Origin of the sequence: Pelomonas baiyunensis, assembly GCF_043555935.1 — a bacterium.
GTDB classification, from domain to species: Bacteria; Pseudomonadota; Gammaproteobacteria; order Burkholderiales; family Burkholderiaceae_C; genus Pelomonas; species Pelomonas baiyunensis.
The window spans coordinates 396,299-421,932 of sequence record NZ_JBIGIB010000003.1 but is presented as its reverse complement, the minus strand read 5'-3'; the positions used below and the strand labels follow the sequence as shown (position 1 = coordinate 421,932).

Sequence of the window (25,634 nt, the reverse complement as noted above, 5' to 3'; positions counted from 1 at the left end):
TCAATGCAGCGAGGCGCTGTCGGCCAGCAGGAATTCGGGCACATCGGTGTAGAACACCTCGCAGGCCTCGGTCACACACAAGAAGCGGCCGCGCATCGTGCCTTGCGGGGTGCTGATCTGCGCCCACGAGCTGTACTGGAAGGTCTGCCCGGGTGCGAGCACCGGCTGGTGCCCCACCACGGCCAGGCCGTCCACCGTTTGCACCTGGCCGCGTGCGTCGGTGATTTCCCAATGCCGGCCGATGAGCTGCGACAGCACATCGCCGGTGTTCTCGATACTGATCGTGTAGCTGAAGGCGTACAGGCCTTGTTCCAGATGGGTCTGCTCGGGCAGGGCCTGGACGGTGACGCTGCAGCTGAATCGGGGGTTCGCCATCAGAGGATTCTCAGGTGTCGAGGGCTATGCTTGCCGCATGTTCCTCGGGAAGCGTGATCCTAAGTGCTGCGCCGTGCCTGCCTGCTGAGCCCGCTGCTCGGCACGGTGCTGCCTGCCCTGGCCCAGGCGCCGGCGCCCGCCCTGCAGTTGCGCACCGTTCAGCAAAGCGGGTCGCTCGTGAAGTACGACCCCGACGGCAGCCCCAGCCGACCGGGCTTGTGCCTGGAAATCCTGCGGGCGGTCGAGAAAGTGGACCCCGGGCTGCGGTTCACAGGCCTGGACCAGCAAGTGCCGCTCAAGCGCGTGGAACGCCTGCTGGCCGACGGCCTGGTGGACGTGTTCTTCTGCCTGCTGCGCTCGCCCGAGCGGGAGCGACAGTGGCGCTATGTGCCGGTGCCGCTGTACGTGGTGCGGCATGTGGTGGTGCAGCGCAGCGACGACACGCGCCGCATGGAGACCCTGACCGAACTGGCCGCGGCCAGCCGCACCAAGCCCGTGCTGGTGATGCGCGGCACCGCGCTGGCCCGCCGCTTGACGGCCGCCAACGTGGTCATCAACGAGGTGGGCTCCGAGCGGGAGGCGCTGGAAATGCTGACCCGCGGCCGCGCCGACGCGATCTACGGGCAAGACATCAACCTGCAGCGCCAGGTGGCCGAAACCCGGCTGGCCGACAAGGTGCGCGTGGGCCGCAATGCCTTCCATGAAGAGCCCCAGTACGTCGCCTTGCGCGCCGACCTGCCCGCCGCGCACGAAGAGCGGCTGCTGCAAGCCTTGAAGCGACTGGAGCGCGACGGCCAACTGCGCCAACTGGCCGACAAATACCGATGAAACCGCTGTACCTGCCCCCCGACGGCCTGCCCCGCTGCGCCTGGTGCGCCGCCGCACCGGGCGACGCTCATTACCTGCGTTATCACGACGAGGAATGGGGCCGCCCGGTGGCCGACGATGTGCGCCTGTTCGAGAAGCTTTGCCTGGAAGGCTTCCAGAGCGGCTTGTCGTGGCGCACCATCCTGAACAAGCGCGACGCCTTTCGCGCGGCCTTCGCGGGCTTCGACTTCCACCAGGTGGCGCAGTTCGGCCCCGCCGACGTGGCCCGCCTGCTGGCCGACCCAGGCATCGTGCGGCACCGCGGCAAGATCGAAGCTGCCATCCACAACGCGGCCCGCTGCGTGGAGTTGGTGGCGGCCGAGGGCTCGCTGGCGGCTTACCTGTGGCGCTTCGAGCCGCCGAAGAACTCGGTGGCGCACAACCTGTCGCAGTCGCCGGCGTCCGAAGCCCTGTCCAAGGACTTGAAGAAGCGCGGCTGGAAGTTCGTGGGCCCGACGACCATGCACGCGCTGATGCAGGCCATGGGCCTGATCAACGACCACCAGCCCGGCTGCCACCACTGGGCGGCCGCCCAGCGCGACCGCGACGCGTTCCAGCGGCCCACCTGACGGTCAACATTACTGGACGCTCACCCACCACTCGTTGCGGCGGTTCCAGGGCAGGGTGAAGGGGTCGTTGTAGAAGGCGCTGGTGTAGCCGCCCACGGCCTGCAAGCCGCGCTGCTGCACCCAGGCCTGCAGTTGGGCGCGGTGCTGGCCCAGGTTGGATTCGCTGGACAGCCCGGCAAAGCGCACCACCGCCCGCTTCTCGGCCGGCGCCATCACGAAGCGAACCCGCGGGTCTTGCGGCACGGGCAGGGTGTCCAGCGTGTAGGCGCGCGGCATCATGAAGGTCACCTGCCAGCGTTCGGGTTCGCCGCTGTCACCCTGCCCCTCGCGTCGCCCGTCGCGTGGCACGGCAGCCTGCGTGACCGGTGCGGTCATGGCGATCTTCTCGCCCGCCGGCGCCTGGGTCACGGGCGCCATCATCGCGATCTTGCGCTGCCCCTGGTTGCCACCAAAGATGTAGCCCGCCAGCAGCCGAAAGCCCGCGGTGCGGGCGGTGCTGGCGTCGCCGTCCACCTCCACTTGGGCCAGCAACATGGGCTCGTACTGGCGCAGCTCGAACGCGCCGTCTTGCAGCAGCACCTCGTAGGCGGGCTGCTCGATGGCCTGCACCGCCGGGGCGGCGCCCAAGGCGGCCGCGCCCAGCATCAGGTGTCGTCGGTTCATGGCAGGTCTCCAGTCGGTGCAGCCGCTGCATCGGGCGCAGCGGCTGCCCAGGCCTCACTTCGGAAGGACCACGGTGTCGATGACGTGGATGACGCCGTTGTCGGCCACGATGTCGGTTGCCGTGACCTTGGCGTTGTCCACCGTCACGCCGCCGGTCGTGCCGATGGTGAGCTCGCTGCCCTGCACGGTCTTGACCTTGCCGGCCTTCACGTCTTTGGCCATGACCTGGCCGGCCACCACGTGGTAGGTCAGCACGGCGGTCAGCTTGGCCTTGTCCTTCAGCAGCGCGTCCAGGTCGGCCTTGGGCACCTTGGCGAAGGCCGCGTCGGTGGGCGCGAACACGGTGAACGGGCCTTTGCTCTTGAGGGTGTCCACCAAGCCGGCGGCCTGCAGGGCCGTGGCGAGGGTCTTGAAATTGCCCGCCGCCACGGCGGTGTCCACCAGGTCTTTGGCCTGGGCGCCCACGGCAGCGGCGGCCAGGGCGACGAGTGCGATCAGCTTCTTCATGTCAGGGTTCCTTCAAAGGAGGGGAAGAAACCGGGGCCACCGGACATCGGCCGCCCCGGGGAGAGGCACCTCAGGGGCGCGGCAAGATGACCTTGTCGAGCACGTGGATCACGCCATTGCTGGCCAGCACGTCGGTGGCGGTCAGGTTGGCGCGGCGGTTGCGCTGGTCGGTGAGGGCCAGGCTGCTGTTGACCGTGAAGGTGTCGCCCTGCAACGTGGCAATCGGCGTGTTCAGCGGCACGTCGGCCTTGAGCACGCGACCCGAGACCACGTGGTAGGTCAGCACCTGGGTCAGCAGCGACTTGTTGGCCAGCAGGGCTTCCTTGGTCACGCCCAGCTCTGCCAGCAGTGCGGCGAACGCATCGTTGGTGGGGGCAAAGACCGTCAGCGGGCCCGGGGCAGACAGCGCGTCTTGCAGGCCTGCCGCCACCACGGCTTCCACGAGGATGCTGAACTGCGGCAGCGCCACCGCGGTTTGCACAACGGTCTGGTTGGCCGGCAGCAGCACCTTGTCCAGCGCGTGGATGACGCCGTTCTTCACCCGCAGGTCGGTGAAGCCGATGTTGGCGCGGCGGTTGCGGCCGTCGGTCACGACCAGCGCACCGGCGTTGGCGTCGATCTTGAAGATGCCCCCGGCCAACGGCGTGATGGCCTTGCCCACCGGCACCTGGCCCGACAGCACCTGGCTGCCCAGCACGTGGTACTGCAGCACCGCGGTGAGCAGCGGCTTGTTGGCCAGCAGCTGGTCCTTGGTCACGCCCAGCTCGGCCAGCAGCGCGGTGAAGGCGGCATTGGTCGGGGCGAACACGGTCAGCGGGCCGGCGCCCGACAGGGCGTCTTGCAGATTGGCGGCCAGCACCGCCTCCACCAGCACGCTGAACTGCGGCATGCCTTGCAGTTGCTGCACCAGGGTGCGCTGACCCGGCAAGGTCACGTCGCTGGGCAGGAGGACCTTGTCGATCGTGTGCACCACCCCGTTGCTGGCCAGCACATCGGTGCCGGTGATCTGGGCCTTGCGGCCCAGCCGGTCGGTGATGGCCAGGCTGGCGTCCACGCTGAAGCTCTGCCCCTCGACCGTGGTGATGGCCGCGCCCACGGGCACCTCGGCCTTGAGCACGCGGCTCGGCAGCACGTGGTAGGTGAGGATCTTGGACAGCAGCGCGGTGTCGGCCAACAGCGCGGCCTTGCTGACGCCGAGTTCACTCAGGGCTGCCGCGAACGCGGCGTTGGTGGGCGCGAAGACCGTGAACGGCCCGGTGCCTGCGAGGGTGCCCTGCAGGTTGGCCGCCACCACCGCCTCCACCAGCGTGCTGAACGCCGGCACGGCCTGTGCGGTCTGCACCAGGTTGAGGTTGGCCGGCAGCAGCACCTTGTCCACCACGTGCAGCAGGCCGTTGGTGGCCACCAGGTCGGTCTGGGTGACAGTCGCCTTGCGGTTGCGGCCGTCGGTCACAACCAGCGCGCCGGCATTGGCATCGATCTTGAAAATGCCGCCGGCCAAGGGCGTGATGGCCTTGCCCAACGGCACCTGGCTGGCCGCCACCTGGCTGCCCAGCACGTGGTACTGCAACACCGCGCGCAGCAGGGCCTTGTCCGCCAGCAACTGCGCTTTGCTGAGGTTCAACTCCGCCAGCAGCGCTGCAAACGCCGCATCGGTGGGTGCCAGCACCGTGAAGGGGCCCGGGCCGCTGAGCGTGGCGCCCAGGTCGGCCGCAGCCACGGCCTCGGCCAGCACGCTGAAGCGCGCGTCACTGCGGGTCAGATCGACGACGTTCGGGGACGACCCACTGCCGCCACCGCAGGCCACCAGGCCCGCCAGCAGGGCGAAAGCGCCCCAGGATTTCAGCCAGTTCAAGAGTTGCATCAAGGTCTCCGTGAGGTTTCAGGGACGAGTTCATCCGCGCCCCCCAGCGGGGGGCGGGCTTCAGGGCAAACGGGGAAGGTGACGGGCGGTGTCAGCCCGTGGCGGGCAGCAGCACCTCAGGCACGCGGTGCAGCACGCCGTTCGTGCACGGCGTGTCGCTGCCCGGGGCCAGGGGCACGCCCAGGTCGCCGCTGCGCAGGCGGCCCACGGCGTCCAAGGTCAGCTCGCCCTCTGCCAGCGTGCGCAGTCGCCCGGGCCAGGGCAGTTCACTGCTGGTCCAACGGCCCGGCACGATGTGCCGAAGCAGCAATGCGCGCAACGAGTCGGTGTCGCGCCAGAGGGCGCCAGCCGGCAAACCCAGCCGGGCGGCAGCGCGGTCCAACCCTGCCGCGCTGGGCGCGAACAGCGTGAACGGGCCGGCGCTGCGCAACACCGGCTCCAGGCCGGCGCGCGTGAGCGCATCGGCCCAACGGGCCAAGGTGGGATCGGCCTGCAACTGCTCCCAGAGGCTCAACTGGGCCGGGCTGAGCACGCGGTCCACCGCCTGCACCCGCAGCGTGCCGCGCCACCACGCGCGCCCCTGCAGTTGCACCGCGTGGCCGGCGGCGTCCACCCAGGCGGCGGCGCCCTCGGCCCGGCGCAGCAGGCTGCCGTCGAGCAGGGGCAGCAGCCCGTCGTCCCGCGGCGAGCCCAGCGTCAAGTGGCCCAACAACCAACGCTGCAACACCGGCGCGCTGGCGCTGCCCGGCAGCACGCCGGCATGCTGCAGGGCGGCGTCGGTGGGCGCGAGCAAGGTGGTGCCGGCTGGCGCCTGCAGCAACACGCCCAGGTCGGCGCGGGTCAGCAGCGGCTCCAGCCAGCTGCACGCCGGTGCAGGTGCGGAAGCGCTGGGCTGCGGCGGCATCAGGGCCGCCGACCAGCGGGGCAGCCAGGGGGACAGCAGGTGGCGCATGCAGAAACTCCGCTCAAAACTTGAACGGATGAAATGTGAACTCATCAGTTCACATAGTCAACTGTGTGGTCTATTTCCGCATTTCCAAGTTCTTGAGTAGACCCACAAGTACGGGCCGCAGGCGCAGCGCCTAAACTTCATACATGTCAGCCCGCCCCCGTTTCCGAGAACAAGTCCTGCAAGCCCGGGAAGACGCCATCGTGGCGTCCGTCAACCGCCTGCTGGCCGAAAAGGGCTTCGAGGCCATGACCGTGGACGAGGTGGTGGCCGATGTGGGCATCGCCAAGGCGAGCCTCTACAAGCACTTCACGTCCAAGGAAGAACTGGCCGCGGCGGCGATGGTCAAGGTGCTGGACCGGGCGCTGGATGAAATCACGCGTCTGCAGGCCGAGCCGCTGGACGCCCTGGGCCGCCTGCAAGCCGTGGCCCGGTGGACCTACGCCCAGCAACTGGCCGGGCAGATGCCCTCGCTGCCGGCACAAAACTCCACGCTGCGCACCGCCCTCACCACCGACAAGGCCTACATGGAGCGGCTGATGCAGCTGACCGATGGGCTGGGCGCGTGGATCGTGGAGGCGCAAGGCCAAGGGGCGCTGGACGCCACGCTGCCGCCCGAGCTGGTGCTCTACACCCTGTTCGCCCGCGCCTGCGACCCGGTGCTGGGCGTGATGCGGGCCGGCGGCGCCTACAGCGACGCCCAGATCGTGGATTGGCTGGTGCGCACCTGCTTCCGCGGCCTCGGCTCCTAAAATCCGCGGCCATGGCCGCACCTCACTACCGCATCGCTCCCAGCCTTCTCTCCGCCGATTTCGCCCGCCTGGGTGAAGAGGTCCGCAACGTGCTTGCGGCCGGCGCCGACTGGATTCACTTCGACGTGATGGACAACCATTACGTGCCCAACCTGACCTTCGGGCCGATGATTTGCGAAGCGCTGCGCAAGCACGCGGTCAAGCCCGACGGTTCGCCCGCCGTGCTGGACGTGCACCTGATGGTGCAGCCCGTGGACAGCCTGGCCCAGGCGTTTTGCCGCGCGGGTGCCGACATCGTCACCTTCCACCCCGACGCCAGCACCCACGTGGACCGCACGCTGCAGCTCATCCGCAGCGAGGGCAAGCAAGCCGGCCTGGTGTTCAACCCCGCCACGCCGCTGGACGTGCTGGAGTGGGTGATCGACAAGGTCGACGTGATCATGCTGATGAGCGTGAACCCCGGCTTCGGCGGCCAGAGCTTCATCCCGTCGTCGCTGGCCAAGCTCAAGAAGGTCCGCGAGATCATCGATGCGAGCGGCCGCGACATCCGCCTGGAGATCGACGGCGGCGTGAAGGTGGACAACATCCGCGAAATCGCCGAAGCGGGCGCCGACACCTTCGTCGCCGGCTCGGCCATCTTCGGCAAGCCCGACTACAAGGCCGTCATCGACGCCATGCGCCAGCAGCTCGCGGCCTGATCGCGATGGCCTCCGTCCTGCTGGTCTGCACGGCCAACATCTGCCGCTCGCCCATGGCGGAGGCGATCTTCAAGAAGAAGCTCACCGAGGTGTTCCAGACCGTGGCCTCGGCCGGCGTGCATGCCGACCCGCGCGGCGCGCCGGTGGACGCCCGCGCCGCGGCGGCGCTGGCGCGCCACCAGTACGAACTGCCCCGCCGCTGGCGCTCGCGGCGCGTGGAGCCCGAGCGCCTGGGGGCGCATGACCTGGTGCTGGCCATGGAGGCCGACCACGTGGCCAGCCTGCGCAAGAAGGCTGCGCCCGAGCTGCACGGGCGCATCCGCTTGCTGAGCGACTTCCTGCCCGACCTGGTGGGCGAGGACATCCCGGACCCCTACTTCGGCCCGGTGAACGGTTTCGATGCCGTCATAGTCATGATCGAGCGCGCCGCGTCGGGCGTGCTGCAAGCGCACCGCAACGGGCAGTTGCTGCCGCGCGCCTGACCGCTTCCGCTCAGGCCTTGGTGGCGAACTCGGCCACCTCGCGCTCGTCCGGCCCCGTGCCGCTGAAGCGGTCCAGCGCCAGGTAGATGACCGGCGTGATGTACAGCGTCACGGCCTGCGACAGGATCAGCCCACCCACCACCGCCAGGCCCAGCGGCTGGCGCAACTCCGCACCCGCCCCCAGCCCCAGCGCGATGGGCAGCGCACCCATCAAGGCGGCCAGCGTCGTCATCATGATGGGGCGGAAGCGCAGGATGCAGGCCTGGCGGATGGCCTCGGCCGGCGCCATGCCGTGGCTGCGCTGCACGTCCAGCGCGAAGTCGATCATCATGATCGCGTTCTTCTTGACGATGCCGATCAGCATCACGATGCCGATGGTGGCGATGATGGTCAGCTCCATGCCGAACAGCTGCAGCGTGATGAGCGCGCCCACCGCCGCCGAGGGCAAGCCGGCCAGGATGGTCAGCGGATGGATGTAGCTCTCGTACAGCACGCCCAGCAGCACGTAGATCACCGCCACGGCCAGGCCGATCAGCAGCAGCTGGCCGCTTTGCGAGTCCTGGAACACCGCCGCATCGCCGCCGTAGCTGGTGATGATGCTGGAGGGCAGCTTGATCTCCTGCGTGAATGCGTCGATCTGCTTGGTGGCGTCACCCAGCGGCACGTTGGGGGCCAGGTTGAAGCTGATCGTGACCGCCTGCAATTGGCCCTGGTGGTTCACGGCCGTGGGGCCCAAGGTGCGCTGCACCGTGGCAAAGGCCGTCAGCGGCACCTGCGCGCCGTTCTTGCCACGCAGGTAGATCTTGTCGAATGCGGTCTCGCTGTTGCGGTCGTCGTCGCCCGCTTCCATGATGACCTGGTAGGTGTTGCTCTCAGCAAAGATGCTGGACACCTGCCGCTCCCCGAACGCGCCGTACAGCGCGTTGCGCAAGTCCTGCATCTGCACGCCCAGCAGCGCCGCGCGTTCGCGGTCGATCACCAGGCTGGCCTGCAGGCCGCGCATCTGGGAGTCGCTGGTCACGTCGCGGAAGCGTTCGTCGCCGCGCAGCTTTTCCTGCAGCTTGCTGGCCCAGGTGTTGAGCTCGCCAGCCGACACCGACTGCAGCGTGTACTGGTAGCGGCTCTTGCTCTGGCGGCCGCCGAGCTGCAGGTTCTGCACCGGGCGCAGGTAGACCTGGATGCCGGGCACCGCGCGCAGCTTCTTGCGCAGGCCCTCCAGCACCTTGGGCATGGCCTCGCGGTCCCCGCGGGGCTTGAGGTTGATGAACATGCGGCCGGTGTTGGTGCCACCGCCCCCGCCGCCACCCACGGCCGAACTCAGCGCCTTGACGTTGGGGTCGTTGCGCACGATGGCGGCCACGCGCTCCTGCAGCAGGGTCATGGCCGCAAACGAGGTGTCTTCCGGGGCTTCGGTGCTGGCCTGGATCTGGCCGATGTCCTCTTCCGGGAAGAAGCCCTTCGGGATCGCCATGTAGAACCACACGGTGGCCACAAAGCTCAAGCCCGCAACGCCCAGCACCCACACCCGGTGGCGCAGCGCCAGGTCCAGCGTGCGGGTGTAGGCATTGAGCGTGGCCGTGAAGCCGCGCTCGAACAGGCGGCCCAACGGGCCGTCTTCATGGTGCTCGTCGGCCTTGAGCAGACGGCTGCACAGCATGGGCACGAGGGTCAGCGACACCACCGCCGACACCAGGATGGACAGCCCCACCACCACCGCGAACTCGTGGAACAGCAGGCCGATCACGCCCGGCATGAAGAAGATGGGGATGAGCACCGCCACCAGCGAGATCGAGATGGACAGGATGGTGAACGCCATCTCTCGCGCACCGCGCACGGCCGCGTCGAAGGGCTTCATGCCGTCTTCGACGTGGCGCACGATGTTCTCCAGCATCACGATCGCGTCGTCCACCACCAGGCCAACGGCCAGCGTGATGCCCAGCAGCGAGATGTTGTCGAGGGAATAGCCCAGCGCGAACAACAGCGTGAGCGCGCCGATCAGCGAGATGGGCAGCGAGGCGGTGGGAATGAGCGTGGCCACCGCGCGGCGCAGGAAGATGAAGATCACCAGCACCACCAGGCCCACGGTGAGGGCCAACGTCATGTAGACGTCGTGCAGCGATTCGCGGATGGACACCGAGCGGTCGTTCAGCGTCTCCATCTTGATGGAGGCCGGCATCTGCGCGGCGTAGCGCGGCAGCAAGGCCTTCACCTTGTCCACCACCTGCACGGTGTTGGCGTCGGGCTGGCGCTGGATGGCCAGCACGATGGAACGCTCGCCGTTGTAGGTGGAGTAGGTCTTGCTCGTCTCGACGCTGTCCTGCACCTCGGCCACATCGCGCAGCAGCACCGGCGCGCCGTTGCGAGAGGCCACGACGATGCGGCCAAACTCCGCCGCGTTCTTGAGCTGGCGGTTGGCCTGGATGGTGAGCGTCTGGCGGGCGCCGTCCAGCGTGCCCACCGGGGTGTTGGCGTTGGCGGCCTTCACGGCCGTCTGCAATTCGTCCAGCGTGATGTTGCGCTGGTTGAGCAGGTCGGTGCGCACCTTGATGCGCACGGCGTAACGCTTCTGGCCAAAGATGGACACCTGGGCCACGCCGTCGATGGTGGACAGCCCCGGCGACAGCAGGTTCTCCGCGTAGTCGTTCAGCTCCGTCAGGTCGATGGACGGCGAGGTCAGCGCCACCAGCAGCACCGGCGCATCCGCCGGGTTCACCTTGCGGTAGCTGGGCGGCGAGGTCATCTCGGCCGGCAGCGCGCGCAAAGACCGGAACAGCGCGGCCTGCACGTCCACCGCGGCGGCATCGATGTTGCGGGACGGATCGAACTCCAGCGTGAGCGAAGTGCTGCCCAGCGTGCTGGTGGACGAGATGGTTTGCAGCCCGGCGATGGTGGCGAACTGCTTTTCCAGCGGCAGCGCGACCGACGACGCCATGGTCTCCGGCGACGCGCCGGGCAGCGAGGCGCCGACATTGATGACCGGCGTGTTGTACGACGGCAGCGCCGCCACCGGGATCTTGCTCCAGGCCGCCAGACCGGCGATGACCAGAGACAGGTTCAGCAGCACGGTCATGACCGGCCGCCGGATGAACAGCTCGGTCAACCTCATTTGCTGGCGCCTGCTGCAGCAGCCGATGCGGCCGAGGCCGCGGAGGCGGCCCCCGCCGCGCTGGCACCACTTCCACCACTGGGTTGCAGCTTCAGCGGCGTGCCCGGGCGCAGGTTCTGCTTGCCTTCCAGCACCACCTGCGCGGTGGCGTCCAGCCCCTCCACCACCACCTGCTCACCGAGGCTCGCGCGCAGCTGCACCGGCACGAGCTTGGCGGTGTTGTCCGGGCCCACCACGTACACCGAGCGGTCGTTGCCGCGCATGATGACGGCCGCTTGCGGCACCACCGTCACGCCCTGCAGTGTGCGCAGCGTGACACGCACCCGCAGGTACTGCCCGGGCCACAGGGACTGGGCCTTGTTGTCGAACTCGGCCTTGACCTTCAGCGTGCCGGTGCTGCTGTCCACGAGGTTGTCCACCGCCGAGACGCGGCCCTTGATGGACGGCGCGCCCTTGGGCGAGCCTGGCGGCGGCAGGGCCTCCACGTCCAGCGCGCCGGCACGCGTGGCGGCCAGCAAGGCGCCCAGTTGGGTTTCCGGCACGGTGAAGCTGATGCCGATCGGGTCCAGCTGCGCGATGTTCACCAGCGGCGTGGCGCTGGCGTTGGCCTGCACCAGGCTGCCGGGGTAGACGTTCACGATGCCCGCGCGGCCGCTGATGGGCGCGCGCAGCTCGTTGTAGCTGGCGCTGACCTGCGCCGCCTGCACGGCTGCTTCGTCGCTGCGCACCAGCGCTTGGCCGGCGTCGAAGTTGGCCTGGGCGGTGTCCACCGCGTTTTGCGCGATGAAGTTCTGGGCCTTCAGTTCCTTGGCGCGGTTCAGTTGACGTTCCAGGTCCAGCAGGCTGGCGCGGTCACGCGCGAGTTGCGCGCGGGCTTTGTCGAGCGAGGCCCGGTCGGCCCGGTCGTCGAAGCGGAACAACAGCTCGCCCTTCTTGACGTTCTGGCCGTCCTTCACCAGCACCTGCGCCACCGTGCTGGTGGTTTGCGCCCGCAAGTCCACGCTTTGCAATGCGGTCACGGTGCCGCTGGCTTCCAGCGTGATGGGCACATCGGCCTGCCGCACCTTCACCACGCCCACGTTCTGCGGCGGCAGCGCGCTGGCGGCACCGGCCGGCGCCGAAGCGGCCGCCGCTGGCGCGCCGGTTTCGTCCTTGCGACCGCATCCCGCCAACACACTCAACACGGCCAGCACCAGGCCGCCAAGGATCCAAGAGGGGGTTGCGCGCATGCAAGCCTGCCGAAAGTAATAGGGGTTGACTGAAAAAACAGATCAGCTTAACCGCCGTGTTTTGCTCGCAGGTTGCTGGCCCTTCAAGGCTTGGGCGTATTCCGTGCAGAAGCGTGCAAGGCACGGGCCAAACGCGCGCCGGCCTGCGCGTTGTGCTTGACCAGCGCGATGTTGGTGGCCAGGCTGCGCCCGCCGGTCAGTGCCTTGATGCGACCGAGCAGGAAGGGCGTGATCGCCTTGCCCACAATGCCCTGCGCCTCGGCCTCCGCCAGGGCCTGGGCCGTGATCGCATCGATCTCTTCACGCGGCATCGCCTGGGCCGCCGGCACCGGGTTGCTGACCACCACCCCGCCCGACAGGCCCAGCGCCCACTTGGCACGAATGAAGCGCGCCTGGGCTTCGGCGTCGTCCATGCGGAAATCGGCCTTCAAGCCGCTGTCCGGCGTGAAGAAGGCGGCGAAGTTGTCTTGCCCGATGGAGAGCACGGGCACGCCGTGCGTCTCCAGGTACTCCAGCGTCAGGCCCAGGTCCAGGATGGACTTGGCCCCCGCGCACACCACCGCCACCGGGGTGCGCGCCAGTTCCTGCAGGTCGGCCGAGATGTCGAAGCTCTCGTGCCCGCCCCGGTGCACGCCGCCAATGCCGCCTGTCACGAACACCTCGATGCCCGCCAGTTGCGCGCAGATCATGGTGGCCGCCACGGTGGTGGCACCCAGCCGACCGGTGGCGATGGCGTAGGGCAGGTCTCGGCGGCTGAGCTTCATGGCGTCCGGCGCCTGCGCCAGTTGCTGCAGGTCGGCGTCGCTCAAGCCCACGCGGATGCGGCCGTTCATCACCGCAATCGTGGCCGGCACCGCGCCCTCGGCGCGGATCACGGCCTCCACCTCGCGGGCGGTGTCCAGGTTCTGCGGCCACGGCATGCCGTGGGCAATGATGGTGGACTCCAGGGCCACCACCGGCAGGCCTTGCGCCCGCGCTGCCGCCACTTCGGGCGAAAACTCGATCAGTTCGTTCATCGGTTCAACAGGAAATCAGGGGTCAGTTCCGCGTGGACGCTGTCCACGGTTTGAAGCGTCAGGGCCGCCAGGTCCAGGCCCAGCCGGGCGGCGGCATCGAAGTCGGTCGGATTGCGCAGCAGGGCCGCACACACGCCGGCCGACAGCGCGTCCCCCGCGCCGGTCACATCCACCACCGGCACATCCGGCGCCGGCCAGTGCCGCGGCGCACGCTCGGGCTCGCTGAGCAGCAGGCCTTCGGCGCCCTTGGACACCAGCACCCGCGCCACGCCCCGGGCGTGCAAGGCGGCAAAGGCATCCAGCGGCTCGGGCGCCACGCAGGCCAGTTCACCGGCGTTCAAGATCAGCAGGTGCAGCCCGGCCAGGTCGTGGGGCAGCCGTTCCATCTTGGCCTCAGACACCGCCACGCCCACCAGCGGCGCGCCGCCCGCCCGGGCTTCGCCCAGCAGCAGCGGCCAGGCGTCATGCGGCAGGTTGCCATCCGCCACCAGCAACGCGGCCCGGGCCCGCAGCGCCTTGCTGGCCTCCAGCGCCCAGGGGTTCAGCCGCTCCACGAGCGGCATGGCCGCCAGCCCCAGCTCCAGGCTGCCGTCGGGCGCCAGCACGGCGGTGTAGCTGTCGCTGGACTGGCGGCGCAGGCGCAGCACCGCCTGGGTGTCGATGCCCACGGTGGCCGCCTGGTCGAGCAGCATGCGGCCGCCCGCGTCATCGCCCACGGCGGCGATCAGGGAGACGGGCAGGCCCAGGCGGGCCAGGTTTTCGGCCACGTTGCGCACCACGCCACCGGGCGTTTCATGCGCTTCGCAGGGGTTGGACGATCCGGGCAGCGGTCGAGCCAGCAGCTTGAGCTTGCGGTCGATGTTGAAGCCGCCGATGCAGACGATAGGGGCGGCAAGGGAACTCATCCCCTGATTCTAGGAAACACGTGCTAACTTCCGCCTCGGTGCGGCGCCACGCCGCCCACGTCGCTCGGACGGTTCCGGGCGCTGACGTACACAGCCAATGACTTCTCCGTCTTCCGCTTCCGGCGGCAAGCGCCGCTTCGCGCGCATCGACCGCCTCCCGCCCTACGTCTTTAACATCACGGCCGAGCTCAAGCTCGCCGCCCGCCGCCGCGGGGAAGACATCATCGACATGAGCATGGGCAACCCCGACGGGGCCACGCCACCGCACATCGTCGCCAAGCTCGCCGAGGTCGCGCAGCGGCCCGACACCCACGGCTACTCGGCCAGCAAGGGCATCCCGCGCCTGCGCCGCGCCATTTCGCACTGGTACCAGCGCCGCTACGGCGTGGACATCAACCCCGACACCGAGGCCATCGTCACGATCGGCTCCAAGGAGGGCCTGGCCCACCTGATGCTCGCCACGCTGGACCGCGGCGACACCGTGCTCGTGCCCGACCCGAGCTACCCCATTCACATCTACGGCGCGGTGATTGCCGGCGCCGACATCCGCGCCATCCCGGTCAGCAGCGAGGTGGACTTCTTCGCGGAGCTGGAGAAGACCATCCGCGGCAGCTACCCCAAGCCCAAGATGATGGTGTTCGGCTTCCCGTCCAACCCGACGGCGCAGTGTGTGGAGCTGAGCTTCTTCGAACGCGTGGTGGCCCTGGCCAAGAAGCACGACATCCTCGTCGTGCACGACCTGGCCTACGCCGACATCGTGTTCGACGGCTACGAGGCCCCGTCCATCATGCAGGTGCCCGGCGCCAAGGACGTGGCGGTGGAGTTCTTCACGCTCAGCAAGAGCTACAACATGGCCGGCTGGCGCGTGGGCTTCATGGTGGGCAACCCCGACCTCGTCGCCGCACTCGCCCGCATCAAGAGCTACCACGACTACGGCACCTTCACGCCGCTGCAAGTGGCCGCGATTGCGGCGCTGGAAGGCGACCAGCAGTGCGTGAAAGACATCGCCGCCAGCTACCAGCGCCGCCGCGACGTGCTCTACAAGGGCCTCACCGAAGCCGGCTGGCAGGTGGACTGCCCCAAGGCCAGCATGTACATCTGGGCGCGCATTCCCGAGCCCTACCGCGAACTGGGCTCGCTGGAGTTCGCGCGCCAGCTGCTGGAAAAGGCCAAGGTCTGCGTGTCGCCCGGCATCGGCTTCGGCGACCACGGCGACGGCCACGTGCGCTTCGCGCTGATCGAGAACGAAGCGCGCATCCGCCAGGCGGTGCGGGGCATCAAGGCGATGTTCAAGGCCGATGGGGTGCTGAAGTGAGCGCCCCGCAGGCTTGCATCCTCGACCTGGACGGCACGCTCGTCGACACGCTGGGCGACTTCGTCGCCGTGCTGCACGTGACCCTGGCCGACCTGGGCCTGCCCACGGTGAGCCGCACGTTTGTCGAACACACCATCGGCCGCGGCGGCGAGAACCTCGTGCGGCAGACGCTGGCGCACGTGGGCGCCGAACCGGCGCTGTTCGACCGCGCCTGGGCGCTCTACCAGCAGCACTACGCCGTGGTGAACGGGGAACACGCCGCCGTCTACCCGGGCGTGCTGGAAGGGCTGCAGGCGCTGCGCGCCCGCGGGGTGCCGCTGGCTGTGCTGACCAACAAACCCGTCGCCCCGGCCCGCGAGCTCTTGCAACGCAAAGGCCTGGACGGCTTTTTCACCCACGTGTTCGGCGGCGACAGCTTCGAGCGCAAAAAGCCCGACCCGCTGCCGCTGCTCAAGACCTGCGAAGCGCTGGGCACGGCGCCGTCAGCAACCTGGATGGTGGGCGACTCGCGCAATGACGCCGAAGCCGCTCACGCGGCCGGCTGCCCGGTGGTGCTGGTGACCTATGGCTACAACCACGGCGAAGACATCCTCGCGGTGCCGGCGGCCGAGCACGTGGCCCGGCTGGACGCCCTCCGCTGGCTGCAGGGCTGAGCCCCGCCCCGGGGTTCAGCGCTTGCTGCGCTCGCGCTTGATGCCCAGCAGGGCATCCTTCAGCCCGTCGTCGGCCGGCTTGTCGCCGAGCCAGATGCGCAGCAGGGCCGAGAAGAACTCCGGCTCCTTGATGGGCTCGGGCATCGCGGTCTTGCCGTTGACGAGCAGCGTGGAGCCGATGCCCGGCACGTAGTCCACCGAGAAGCTGTCGCCGGTGTTGAGCTGCTTGCGGCTCGCGAACACTTCGCTGAGCTTGAGCACGCCGTTGATGCACTTCACAAACTCGTCGCGCGGCGCGTTGGACTCCATGCCCTTGGTGAAGAGCTTGCCCAGCTCGTTGCCGTCGATGTCGCGCAGCATCTGGATGTGGATGCGCTTCGGGCCCGGGGTGGACAGCACCTCGGCCGTCGAGCCGGCCTTGTGCGTCAGGTACAGGCCGGCCGTGTAGACCTTGACCACGAACTTGTAGCGGATGCCGGCGCCGTTGAGCACCAACTTCTGCCCGGCCAAGTCGGCCGTGGGCTCGTACTTGACGTTGGCCACTTCAACCGTCTGGGCGGCTGCCTCTCCCCCAACCAGGCCGGCCACAGCCAAGCAGGCTGCCACCATGAAAGCGCGCATGTGTCTCACTCCGTTGTTCATGTGCCGCGATGGCGGCGTCTTCGTGTGCCGAAGTATGGCGCGGCTCGCCCAAAACCCGGCTGATACACTGATTCGATCATGTTCGTGACGCGCAAGTACATCACGGGGTCGAGTGACCGGGGAGCCTGGCCCTGGCGTCGCTGGTCCGCTTCCGCCTGATGCCGCTTGGCGCGCCCTGACGCGCAATTTCCGCGTTGCCCGAAGCCCTTCGGGTTGCACGCCAAGCCCTGAACTCCCCTGTTTCAAGGTTTGATGTCGTGATCACTGAACTCGAATTCCAGAGCCTGGCCGCCGAAGGCTACAACCGCATCCCGCTGATCAGCGAGGCCTTTGCGGATCTCGAAACCCCGCTGTCCCTGTACCTCAAGCTCTGCGCCGGCGCCGGCCAGAGCCGCAACAGCTTCCTGCTGGAGTCCGTCGTCGGCGGCGAGCGCTTCGGGCGCTACTCCTTCATCGGGCTGCCCGCGCGCACGCTCATCCGCGCCACCGGCACGCTGTGCGAGGTGGTGACGGACGGCCAGGTGGTCGAGACCCACCAGGGCAACCCGCTGGACTTCATCGCGGCCTACCAGGAGCGCATCAAGCCCAAGATCCCGGCCGGCCTGCCGCGGTTTTGCGGTGGCCTGGCAGGCTACTTCGGCTACGAGGCGGTGCGCGCCATCGAAAAGCGCCTGGCCGACACCCGCAAGGAAGGCGGCCTGGGCACGCCCGACATCCTGCTGCTGCTGAGCGAGGAAGTCGCCGTCATCGACAACCTCTCCGGGCGGCTCTACCTCATCGTCTGGGCCGACCCGCGCCAGCCCGAGGCCTACTTCAAGGCCACCAAGCGGCTGAGCGTGTTGCGCGACAAGCTGCATTACTCGGTGAGCGTGCCGCGCGTGACCCGCAGCGAATCGCACCCGGTGCAGCGCGACTTCTCCAAGGCCGAGCTGATGGCCGCCGTGGAGCGCGCCAAGGAATACATCGCCGCCGGCGACCTGATGCAGGTCGTCATCGGCCAGCGCCTGGCCAAGCCCTTCAAGGCCGAGCCGATTGCGCTGTACCGGGCGCTGCGGGCGCTGAACCCCAGCCCCTACATGTACTTCTACGACTTCGGCGACTTCCAGGTCGTGGGCGCCAGCCCGGAAATCCTGGTGCGCGAAGAGCACGCCAACGACGGCAGCCGCAAGGTCACCATCCGCCCGCTGGCCGGCACCCGGCCGCGCGGCGGCACGCCCGAGCGCGACGTGGCGCTGGAGGCCGAGCTCAAGGCCGACCCCAAGGAGCGCGCCGAGCACCTGATGCTGATCGACCTGGCCCGCAACGACATCGGCCGCATTGCCCGCACGGGCAGCGTGCAGGTGACGCAGGCGTTCGAGGTCGAGCGCTATTCGCACGTGATGCACATCGTCAGCAACGTGGAAGGCACGCTGCGGCCCGAGGTGGGGCAGCTCGACGTGCTCAAGGCTACCTTTCCGGCCGGCACGCTCAGCGGCGCGCCCAAGGTGCGCGCGATGGAACTCATCGATGAGTTGGAGCCCGTGCAGCGCGGCATCTACGGCGGCGCCTGCGGCTACCTCAGCTTTGCGGGCGACATGGACCTGGCGATTGCCATCCGCACCGGCATCGTGAAGAACGGCATGCTGTACGTGCAGGCGGCAGCCGGCATCGTGGCCGACTCGGTGCCCGAGCTGGAATGGCAGGAAACGGAAGCCAAGGCCCGCGCCCTGCTGCGCGCGGCCGAGTTGGTGGAAGAAGGTTTCTGAGCGACGGTCGCCACTGCGCGACACGCCAAGTGTGAAACCGGTTCCAAAGTGGGCAGGGCCGCCAACTAATGCGCGCCCTGGGCCTGCTTGACGCCTGGCGGTTAGAGAGGCCTTCCTAGAATTTTTCGGCACACCTGACAGAGGCCGGATCGAGCTTGCGGGGTGGCGAGGAACCCCCAACCCGATGAAACGTCTTTTGTGGATGCTGCCGCTCCTGGCCATTGCCCTCGGAGCCATCACCAGTTACGTCTATTCCCGCGCCACCAACCAGATGCTGGACGACCTCGGGCGCAGCGACTCGGTGGCTTTGAGCCGGGTCCAGGCCCTGGCCTTTGACCTGACCAGCGTGGCTGACGGCTTCAAGAGCGCGGCGGCCGCCGCCGACGCGGCCGCGCTGGACGCGGTGCGCGAGAAGGCCCAGCGCCTGCGCCAGCGGCTGAAGAGTTATGGCGAGGTGCCCGGTCACACCGACGATGCAGCCCGACTGAGCAGCGCGTTCGAGACCTACCACCAGACCGCCAGCAAGGTCGCCGGCCTTCTGATCGCCGGCAAGGCCGACGAAATTGGCGACTCCGCCCAGGCCATGCAAACCGCGCTGGCTGCGCTGGAGAAAGACCTGGACACCCAGATCACCCAGGCTCAGGCCAACCTGGACGGCCACATCACCCAAACCCAGACCCTGGTGCAGCGCGGCTTCGCGGCCAACCTCGGGGCGTCACTGCTGATGCTGGCGCTGTCGGTGGGGGTGTCGCTGGCGTCCATCAAAGCGCTGACGCGTCAACTGGGCGGTCGGCCGGAGGAGGCCACGCACATCGTGCAGCGCATCGCTGGAGGTGACCTGAGCGTGCCGGTGCAACTCAAGGCCCCGGACCAACGCAGCCTGCTGTTTGCGATGCACGGCATGCAGGGCCGGCTGTCGGAGGTGATCGGCGAAGTGCGCGACGCCGTGCACCGCGTGCACGACGCGGTCGGCGCCATCGGCGACGGCAATGCCATGCTCAGTGAGCGCTCCGAACGCCAGCGCCAGAGCCTGCACGCCAGCGCGGCCAGCATCGACCAGTTGACCGCCTCGGTGCGCAGCAACGCCGACAGCGCCGAACAGGCCCGGCGCCTGGCCAACCGCGCCAGCGCCGCCGCCGACGAAGGCGGCCGGGCCGTGGCCAACGCCGTGGAAGCCATGGCCGCGATTTCCGACCGCGCCCGCAAGATCGTCGAAATCACCTCGCTGATCGACGGCATTGCGTTCCAGACCAACATCCTTGCGCTGAACGCGGCCGTGGAAGCGGCGCGTGCTGGCGAGCAAGGCCGCGGCTTCAACGTGGTGGCTGGCGAGGTGCGCTCGCTCGCGCAGCGGGCCAGTGCTGCAGCCAAAGAGATCAAGACCCTGATCGACGACTCCGCCGACCGCATCGAAGACGGCTCGCGCCACGTGAATGCGGCCGGCGCCGTGATGAGCCACCTGGTGGAGTCGGTCAAGCAGGTCGGCCACCACGTGGATCAGATCTCCACCGCCTCGGTGGAACAGCGCTCCGGCATCGAACACGTCAACACCATGGTGGCCGAACTCAGCGGCCACACCGAGGACAACCACAAGCTGGTGGCCGAGGCGGGTGAAGCCTCGCAGCTGCTGCGGCAGGTGGCCGAGCAACTGGGCGTGGCCGTGGGCCGCTTCCGGCTGGACGACGCCCGCGCCTGACCCGGCATCCGTTCCCGTGCGCTGCCCGGCCTGCAGCGGCGCCCCTTCCTTTTTTCTTCCTGGACCCTTCCATGACGCTTTTGCATTCGCGCTTTGCGCTGACGGGCCTCGTCGGCCTCGCAGCCGCGGCCTTCACGGCGCCCGCCCTGGCGGATGACGCCCTTCAACTTTCCGGCTTCGCCTCGGTCGTGGCCGGCAAGGTGCTCTCGGGTGACCGCACCGAGCCCTACTTCCGCTACGACTGCCCCTGCTTCATCGCCGACTACAGCCACGGCGCGCTCTACAGCGAGCGCTGGCAGGCCAAGCAGGAAAGCAAGGTGGGCGTGCAAGGCACCTACACCTTCAGCCCCAAGCTCTCGGCCACCGCGCAGGTGGTGGGCCGCGGCGTGGACGGCGTGAAGGCCGACCTGGAATGGGCCTACGCCTCCTACGACGTGAACGACAGCTGGACCGTGCAGGTCGGCCGCAAGCGCCTGCCGATCTACTACTACTCCGACTTCCAGGACGTGGGCTTCGCCTACACCTGGGTGCGCCCGCCGGCCGACCTCTACGGCTGGGAGATCGTCAACTACAACGGCGCCAACGCCACCTACCGCGGCGACTGGGCGGGCTGGGCCGCCAAGGCCAACTTCTTCTTCGGCAGTGAGAACAGCCGCAACAACCTGATGCAGCGCATCTACTACGACACGCCGCAAAACGTGAAGTGGAAGAACATCGTCGGCGGCGACCTGGTGCTCACGCGCGGCGTGCTGACCACCCGCGCCACCTACATCCAGTCCGACGTGCAGCAGTGGGACCGCAGCACCGGCGAGCGCGTGACGCCCGCCACCGACAGCCCCAAGAGCGCCGAGAAGCAGCGCATCTACGGCCTGTCCGCCAACATCGACTGGCACGACTGGATGGTGCGCAGCGAATACAGCGTGTTCGACCGCCACGGCTACAGCTACCGCTCGCAGGCCTACATGCTGGGCATCGGCCGCCGCGTGGGCGACTTCACCGGCCTCATCACCCGCACCAACTACCGCGAGCGCAACACCTTTGCGCCCAACGGCCAGCAGCACGACAGCGGCTACTCCGCCACGCTGCGTTATGAGCTCAACGGCTCCACCGCCGTGAAGCTGCAGTGGGACCGGTTCCGCGACATGTCGGGCGCCGACCTGTCCTACGTGGGCAATTCGCGCCTGCTGTCCGTGTCGCTGGACACGGTGTTCTGAACTCGGAGGCCCCACCCATGAAGCTCATTCCCTTCATCGCTGCGGCCCTGCTGACGGGTGCCGCCACCGCCACGTTGGCCGACCCCGTGCTGGCCGTGAACGCCGCCACCACCGTGAGCATCGACGACGAGGCCGCCGCCAAAATCTTTCTGCGCCAGGTCAAGACCTTCCCGGACGGCTCGCCCGCCAGCCCGGTCAACCAGAAGGAAAGCGCCGTGACCGACGCCTTCCGCAGCCAGGTGCTCAAGAAGAACGCCTCGCAGCTCAAGGCCTACTGGGCCCAGCAGGTGTTCACCGGCGGCGCCAAGCCGCCGCAGGAACTCGACGGCGACGACGCGGTGCTGAAGTACGTGGCCGAAACGCCGGGCGGCATCGGCTACGTCGAGTCCGGCAAGACGCGCGCCGGCGTGCGCATCATCAAGCGCTGACTCCCCCCCGCACCGCGCTCTGCACACCGCGCTCAGGCCGCCTGCCACCCACCGTGGCACGCGGCCTGTTTTTCAAGGTGGATGCAGGCTTGCACGGAGCCGAAGCGCCCGGGCAAATCACCGCCCTACAATCCGCGCCCATGCGCACTCAGCAGACCTCGGAACCGCAACTGGCCTGGCGCCAGCGTTGGTGGCGCTAGCCGCCAACAGACACGCACGCCCTCACGCGCCCGAGCCCCGTCGGGCCGCCACCGCCAGGGCCCTCCGAGGGGATCTTCCGGACGCCGCGCACCCGCCGCGGTCCGGACCGAGCAAGTTTCCAAATCTGGAGCCTTCATGCTGCTGATGATCGACAACTACGACAGCTTCACCTTCAACATCGTCCAGTACTTCGGTGAACTGGGCGCCGATGTGAAAGTGGTGCGCAACGATGAAATCACGGTCGCCGAAATGGCGGCGCTGAACCCCGACCACATCGTCTTCTCGCCCGGCCCCTGCACGCCCAACGAAGCGGGTGTGTGCGTGGAGGCCATCCAGCACTTTCTGGGCAAGAAGCCTCTGCTGGGCGTGTGCCTGGGTCACCAGTCCATGGGTCAGGCCCTGGGCGGCAAGATCATCCGCGCGCAGCGCCAGATGCACGGCAAGGCCAGCACCATCACGACTGACCAGCGCGGCGTGTTCAGCGGCTTGCCGAAAGACTTCTCGGTGATCCGCTACCACTCCCTCGTCATCGAGGAAGCGAGCTGCCCGGCCGTACTGGACATCACCGCCCGCAGCGAGGACGGCGAGATCATGGGCGTGCGCCACCGCGAGCTGGCCGGCACGGCCACGCCCTGCGAAGGTGTGCAGTTCCACCCGGAATCCATCCTGAGCGAGCACGGCCACGCCATGCTGCGCAACTTCCTGGAGCTGCGCGCATGACGGACTACGCACCGTCCTCCGGCGGCCGCGCCACAGGTGCCGTGGTGGACCTGCGCAGCGACACCGTCACCCAGCCCACCGCCGCCATGCGCGAGGCCATCGCCCGCGCGGCTGTGGGGGACGACGTCTTTGGCGACGACCCCACCGTCAATGCGCTGCAGGAACGCGTCGCTGCGCTGCTGGGCAAGGAAGCCGCGCTCTTCATGCCCAGCGGCACGCAGAGCAACCTGTGCGGGCTGCTCGCGCACTGCGGCCGGGGCGACGAGTACATCGTCGGCCAACTGGCTCACACCTACCGCTACGAGGGCGGCGGGGCGGCGGTGCTGGGCAGCATCCAGCCCCAACCCCTGCCCAACCAGCCCGACGGCACGATCAAGCTCGACGACATCGCCGCCGCCATCAAGCCCGATGACCCTCACTTCGCCCGCACGCGGCTGCTGGCGCTGGAGAACACCTGGGGCGGCAACGTGCTGCCCACGGGCTATGCCGAAGCCGCCTGCGACCTGGCCCACAGCCGCGGCCTGGCCACGCACCTGGACGGCGCCCGGCTGTTCAACGCTGCCGTGGCCTCCGGCCGCACGGTGGCGGACCTGACCCGGCCGTTCGACTCGGTGTCCATCTGCTTCAGCAAGGGCCTGGGCGCGCCGATCGGCTCCATGCTGGTGGGCTCGCGCGAGCTGATCCAGCGGGCCCACCGCATCCGCAAGATGGTGGGCGGGGGCCTGCGCCAGGTGGGCGTGCTGGCCGCCGCGGCCGACCATGCGCTGACCCACCACGTGGACCGCCTGGCCGACGACCACACGCTGGCCCGCCGGCTGGCGGACGGCCTGGCCGCGCTGCCGGGCGTCACGGTCACGCCACCGCAGACGAATATCGTGTTCGCCCAGGTCGAGGGCGGCCGGGGCGCCGCGCTGCTGGAGCACCTGAAGGCCCGCGGCGTGTTGGCCACCGGCCTCATCGGCCTGCGTTTCGTGACCCACCTGGATGTCGATGCCGCCGGCATCGACCGTGCCATCGCGGCTGCCCGCGAATTCTTCGAGAAGACCTGAAGCCATGCCGATCACCGACAACGAAGCCCTCACCCGCGTCATCGAGCACCGCGAGATCTTCCACGACGAGATGCTGACGCTGATGCGCCGCATCATGGCCGGCGAGATGTCGCCCGTCATTGCCGCCGCGCTGATCACCGGCCTGCGCGTCAAGAAGGAAACCATCGGCGAGATCACCGCTGCCGCGCAGGTGATGCGCGAACTCTCCAACAAGGTGCCGCTCGGCCCCCTGCCCCACCTCGTGGACGTGGTGGGCACCGGCGGCGACGGCGCGCACAGCTTCAACATCTCCACCTGCTCGATGTTCGTGGCGGCCGCCGCCGGCGCGCAGGTGGCCAAGCACGGCAACCGCAGTGTGAGCAGCAAGACCGGCAGCGCCGACGTGCTGGAGGCGCTGGGCGCCAACATCCAGCTCACGCCGCGCCAGGTGGCTGCCAGCGTGGCCGAGTGCGGCATCGGCTTCATGTTCGCGCCCAACCACCACCCGGCGATGAAGAACATCGCCCCGGTGCGCCGCGAGCTCGGCGTGCGCACCATCTTCAACATCCTGGGCCCGCTGACCAACCCGGCCGGCGCACCCAACATCCTGATGGGCGTGTTCCACCCCGACCTCGTCGGCATCCAGGTGCGCGTGCTGCAGCGCCTGGGCGCCGAGCATGCCCTCGTCGTCTACGGCAAGGACGGCATGGACGAGATCTCGCTGGGCGCGACCACGCTGGTCGGCGAGTTGAAGGACGGCGCCATCCGCGAGTACGAGGTGCACCCGGAGGACTTCGGCTTTCAGATGGCCAGCAACCGCAGCCTCAAGGTGGAAGGCCCCGAGCAGTCGCGCCAGATGCTGATTGGCGTGCTCGACGGGCAAGCCGGCCCGGCGCGCGACATCGTGCTGCTGAACGCCGGCGCGACGCTGTACGCGGCCAATGTGGCCAGCAGCCTGCCCGACGGCATCGAACGCGCCCGCCAGGCGCTGGACAGCGGCGCCGCCCGCGCCAAGCTGGACGCCTTCGTCAAGGCCACCCAGGGCCTCGGGAGTGCCGCATGAGCGCCGACATCCTGAAGCAGATCGTCGAGGTCAAGTGGGAAGAAATCGCCGCCGCCAAGGCGCGCCGCTCGCTGGCCTCGCTGCGTGACGAAGCCGAGGGCCGCAAAGGCGAGCAGCGCGGCTTCGAGCGTGCGCTGCTCGCCAAGCTCGCGGCCGGCCAGGCCGGTGTCATTGCCGAGATCAAGAAGGCCAGCCCCAGCAAGGGCGTGATCCGCGCCGACTTCCGGCCCGCCGCCATCGCCGACAGCTACGCCCGCCATGGCGCGGCCTGCCTCTCGGTGCTGACTGACGAGCGCTTCTTCCAAGGCTCCGTCGCCTACCTGCAAGAAGCCCGTGCCGCCTGCGCGCTGCCGGTGCTGCGCAAAGACTTCATGGTGGACGAGTACCAGGTGATGGAAGCCGGGGCGATGGGCGCGGACTGCATCCTGCTGATCGCCGCCTGCCTGGCCGACTCGCAAATGGCCGATCTCGAAGCCGCCGCCCACGCCATCGGCCTGGACGTGTTGGTGGAAGTGCACGACGGCGACGAGCTGGACCGGGCGCTGAAGCTCAAGACCCCGCTGGTGGGCATCAACAACCGCAACCTGCGCACCTTCGACGTGACGCTGGACACGACCCTCGACCTGCTGCCCCGCGTGCCAGCCGACCGGCTGCTGGTGACCGAGAGCGGCATCCTGGGCGCGGCCGATGTGAAGCGGATGCGCGAAGCGCAGGTGAACGCGTTCCTGGTGGGCGAGGCCTTCATGCGCCAGCCCGACCCGGGCCTGGCCCTGGCGACCCTGTTCGCATGATGCGCCCCCTCGCCCAAACTCGCTACGCTGAACGCGAGCGAGTCTGGTCGGTCCCCCGAGGGGACGGCGACGCTTGGCGGATTGACCGCCAAGCACATCGCCATGGTGGGCCGGCTTGGGAGCGGCCCGGCGCTCGGCCCGCAAATTTCACGGCGC

Annotated in this window: 25 protein-coding genes; 15 read left to right on the top strand and 10 right to left on the bottom strand. The window is 68.7% G+C overall.

Annotated elements, in window-relative coordinates; translation table 11 throughout:
- The gene (gene apaG / locus ACG01O_RS12375) at nucleotides 1-375 is read right to left on the bottom strand and encodes a Co2+/Mg2+ efflux protein ApaG (protein WP_394384965.1); all 375 of its coding nucleotides are present in this window, start codon (nucleotides 373-375) and stop codon (nucleotides 1-3) included.
- Between the two features lie 63 nt (nucleotides 376-438).
- On the opposite strand from apaG, the gene ACG01O_RS12370 reads away from it, so the two are divergent.
- Together ACG01O_RS12370 and ACG01O_RS12365 are read left to right on the top strand one after the other, a co-directional pair.
- Entirely contained in the window at nucleotides 439-1,203 is a 765-nt protein-coding gene (locus tag ACG01O_RS12370; RefSeq protein WP_394384963.1) for a substrate-binding periplasmic protein, read from the top strand.
- The gene (locus tag ACG01O_RS12365; RefSeq protein ID WP_394384961.1) at nucleotides 1,200-1,811 is read left to right on the top strand and encodes a DNA-3-methyladenine glycosylase I; all 612 of its coding nucleotides are present in this window, start codon (nucleotides 1,200-1,202) and stop codon (nucleotides 1,809-1,811) included. The genes ACG01O_RS12370 and ACG01O_RS12365 overlap by 4 nt, the downstream gene beginning before the upstream one ends.
- Before the next feature lie 9 nt (nucleotides 1,812-1,820).
- On the opposite strand, the gene ACG01O_RS12360 is transcribed toward ACG01O_RS12365, so the two are convergent.
- The 4 genes from ACG01O_RS12360 to ACG01O_RS12345 form a co-directional block, all read right to left on the bottom strand.
- Nucleotides 1,821-2,474: an SOUL family heme-binding protein gene (locus ACG01O_RS12360; protein WP_394384959.1), complete on the bottom strand. Its 654-nt coding sequence runs from the start codon at nucleotides 2,472-2,474 to the stop codon at nucleotides 1,821-1,823.
- 54 nt (nucleotides 2,475-2,528) lie between these two features.
- Nucleotides 2,529-2,981, bottom strand: coding sequence for a fasciclin domain-containing protein (locus ACG01O_RS12355; protein ID WP_394384957.1), 453 nt, complete (start codon nucleotides 2,979-2,981; stop codon nucleotides 2,529-2,531).
- A gap of 70 nt (nucleotides 2,982-3,051) precedes the next feature.
- The gene (locus ACG01O_RS12350; RefSeq protein WP_394384955.1) at nucleotides 3,052-4,845 is read right to left on the bottom strand and encodes a fasciclin domain-containing protein; all 1,794 of its coding nucleotides are present in this window, start codon (nucleotides 4,843-4,845) and stop codon (nucleotides 3,052-3,054) included.
- A gap of 91 nt (nucleotides 4,846-4,936) precedes the next feature.
- Complete coding sequence (locus ACG01O_RS12345; RefSeq protein WP_394384953.1) at nucleotides 4,937-5,797, bottom strand: fasciclin domain-containing protein; 861 nt, start codon at nucleotides 5,795-5,797, stop codon at nucleotides 4,937-4,939.
- Nucleotides 5,798-5,940: 143 nt separating this feature from the next.
- Between ACG01O_RS12345 and ACG01O_RS12340 the strand changes: the two genes are divergently transcribed.
- From ACG01O_RS12340 to ACG01O_RS12330, 3 genes are read left to right on the top strand one after another with little or no spacing between them, the layout of a single operon-like run.
- Nucleotides 5,941-6,546 (top strand): TetR/AcrR family transcriptional regulator, encoded by a 606-nt coding sequence (locus tag ACG01O_RS12340; protein ID WP_394384951.1) that lies wholly within the window; start codon nucleotides 5,941-5,943, stop codon nucleotides 6,544-6,546.
- A gap of 11 nt (nucleotides 6,547-6,557) precedes the next feature.
- Nucleotides 6,558-7,244 carry a ribulose-phosphate 3-epimerase gene (rpe, locus tag ACG01O_RS12335; RefSeq protein WP_394384949.1) on the top strand — a complete coding sequence of 229 codons (687 nt, stop codon included), beginning with the start codon at nucleotides 6,558-6,560 and terminating at the stop codon, nucleotides 7,242-7,244.
- 5 nt (nucleotides 7,245-7,249) lie between these two features.
- On the top strand, nucleotides 7,250-7,726 hold the full coding sequence (locus ACG01O_RS12330) for a low molecular weight protein-tyrosine-phosphatase (protein ID WP_394384947.1): 477 nt from the start codon (nucleotides 7,250-7,252) through the stop codon (nucleotides 7,724-7,726).
- A 10-nt stretch (nucleotides 7,727-7,736) separates the two neighbouring features.
- Here ACG01O_RS12330 and ACG01O_RS12325 read toward each other — a convergent pair whose 3' ends face one another.
- The 4 genes from ACG01O_RS12325 to ACG01O_RS12310 all read right to left on the bottom strand — a co-directional run bounded on the left by ACG01O_RS12325 (nucleotide 7,737) and on the right by ACG01O_RS12310 (nucleotide 13,982).
- Nucleotides 7,737-10,832, bottom strand: a complete 3,096-nt coding sequence (locus tag ACG01O_RS12325) for an efflux RND transporter permease subunit (protein ID WP_394384945.1) — start codon at nucleotides 10,830-10,832, stop codon at nucleotides 7,737-7,739.
- Nucleotides 10,829-12,061 (bottom strand): efflux RND transporter periplasmic adaptor subunit, encoded by a 1,233-nt coding sequence (locus tag ACG01O_RS12320; RefSeq protein ID WP_394384943.1) that lies wholly within the window; start codon nucleotides 12,059-12,061, stop codon nucleotides 10,829-10,831. Before ACG01O_RS12320 ends, ACG01O_RS12325 begins: the two co-directional genes overlap by 4 nt.
- A gap of 83 nt (nucleotides 12,062-12,144) precedes the next feature.
- On the bottom strand, nucleotides 12,145-13,077 hold the full coding sequence (locus tag ACG01O_RS12315; protein ID WP_394384941.1) for a pseudouridine-5'-phosphate glycosidase: 933 nt from the start codon (nucleotides 13,075-13,077) through the stop codon (nucleotides 12,145-12,147).
- Nucleotides 13,074-13,982 carry a carbohydrate kinase family protein gene (locus ACG01O_RS12310; RefSeq protein ID WP_394384939.1) on the bottom strand — a complete coding sequence of 303 codons (909 nt, stop codon included), beginning with the start codon at nucleotides 13,980-13,982 and terminating at the stop codon, nucleotides 13,074-13,076. The genes ACG01O_RS12315 and ACG01O_RS12310 overlap by 4 nt, the downstream gene beginning before the upstream one ends.
- A 97-nt stretch (nucleotides 13,983-14,079) precedes the next feature.
- Between ACG01O_RS12310 and alaC the strand changes: the two genes are divergently transcribed.
- Nucleotides 14,080-15,297 carry an alanine transaminase gene (gene alaC / locus ACG01O_RS12305; RefSeq protein ID WP_394384937.1) on the top strand — a complete coding sequence of 406 codons (1,218 nt, stop codon included), beginning with the start codon at nucleotides 14,080-14,082 and terminating at the stop codon, nucleotides 15,295-15,297.
- Nucleotides 15,294-15,950 (top strand): phosphoglycolate phosphatase, encoded by a 657-nt coding sequence (gene gph / locus ACG01O_RS12300; RefSeq protein WP_394384935.1) that lies wholly within the window; start codon nucleotides 15,294-15,296, stop codon nucleotides 15,948-15,950. Before alaC ends, gph begins: the two co-directional genes overlap by 4 nt.
- A 15-nt stretch (nucleotides 15,951-15,965) precedes the next feature.
- Here the strand turns inward: gph and ACG01O_RS12295 are convergent, their stop codons facing one another.
- The gene (locus tag ACG01O_RS12295) at nucleotides 15,966-16,571 is read right to left on the bottom strand and encodes a chalcone isomerase family protein (RefSeq protein ID WP_394384933.1); all 606 of its coding nucleotides are present in this window, start codon (nucleotides 16,569-16,571) and stop codon (nucleotides 15,966-15,968) included.
- A gap of 278 nt (nucleotides 16,572-16,849) precedes the next feature.
- Between ACG01O_RS12295 and trpE the strand changes: the two genes are divergently transcribed.
- The 8 genes from trpE (at nucleotide 16,850) to trpC (ending at nucleotide 25,478) form a co-directional block, all read left to right on the top strand.
- The gene (trpE, locus tag ACG01O_RS12290) at nucleotides 16,850-18,337 is read left to right on the top strand and encodes an anthranilate synthase component I (RefSeq protein ID WP_394384931.1); all 1,488 of its coding nucleotides are present in this window, start codon (nucleotides 16,850-16,852) and stop codon (nucleotides 18,335-18,337) included.
- Nucleotides 18,338-18,521: 184 nt separating this feature from the next.
- Nucleotides 18,522-20,033, top strand: coding sequence for a methyl-accepting chemotaxis protein (locus ACG01O_RS12285; RefSeq protein ID WP_394384929.1), 1,512 nt, complete (start codon nucleotides 18,522-18,524; stop codon nucleotides 20,031-20,033).
- A 71-nt stretch (nucleotides 20,034-20,104) separates the two neighbouring features.
- On the top strand, nucleotides 20,105-21,247 hold the full coding sequence (locus tag ACG01O_RS12280) for a porin (protein WP_394384927.1): 1,143 nt from the start codon (nucleotides 20,105-20,107) through the stop codon (nucleotides 21,245-21,247).
- A gap of 17 nt (nucleotides 21,248-21,264) precedes the next feature.
- Entirely contained in the window at nucleotides 21,265-21,675 is a 411-nt protein-coding gene (locus ACG01O_RS12275; RefSeq protein WP_394384926.1) for a hypothetical protein, read from the top strand.
- 336 nt (nucleotides 21,676-22,011) lie between these two features.
- On the top strand, nucleotides 22,012-22,596 hold the full coding sequence (locus ACG01O_RS12270; protein ID WP_394384924.1) for an anthranilate synthase component II: 585 nt from the start codon (nucleotides 22,012-22,014) through the stop codon (nucleotides 22,594-22,596).
- A complete protein-coding gene (ltaE, locus tag ACG01O_RS12265) occupies nucleotides 22,593-23,645 on the top strand; it encodes a low-specificity L-threonine aldolase (protein ID WP_394384922.1) in 1,053 nt (350 codons plus the stop codon). The genes ACG01O_RS12270 and ltaE overlap by 4 nt, the downstream gene beginning before the upstream one ends.
- Before the next feature lie 4 nt (nucleotides 23,646-23,649).
- The gene (trpD, locus tag ACG01O_RS12260) at nucleotides 23,650-24,687 is read left to right on the top strand and encodes an anthranilate phosphoribosyltransferase (protein ID WP_394384921.1); all 1,038 of its coding nucleotides are present in this window, start codon (nucleotides 23,650-23,652) and stop codon (nucleotides 24,685-24,687) included.
- On the top strand, nucleotides 24,684-25,478 hold the full coding sequence (gene trpC / locus ACG01O_RS12255) for an indole-3-glycerol phosphate synthase TrpC (protein WP_394384919.1): 795 nt from the start codon (nucleotides 24,684-24,686) through the stop codon (nucleotides 25,476-25,478). Before trpD ends, trpC begins: the two co-directional genes overlap by 4 nt.
- Nucleotides 25,479-25,634: the final 156 nt, after the last annotated feature.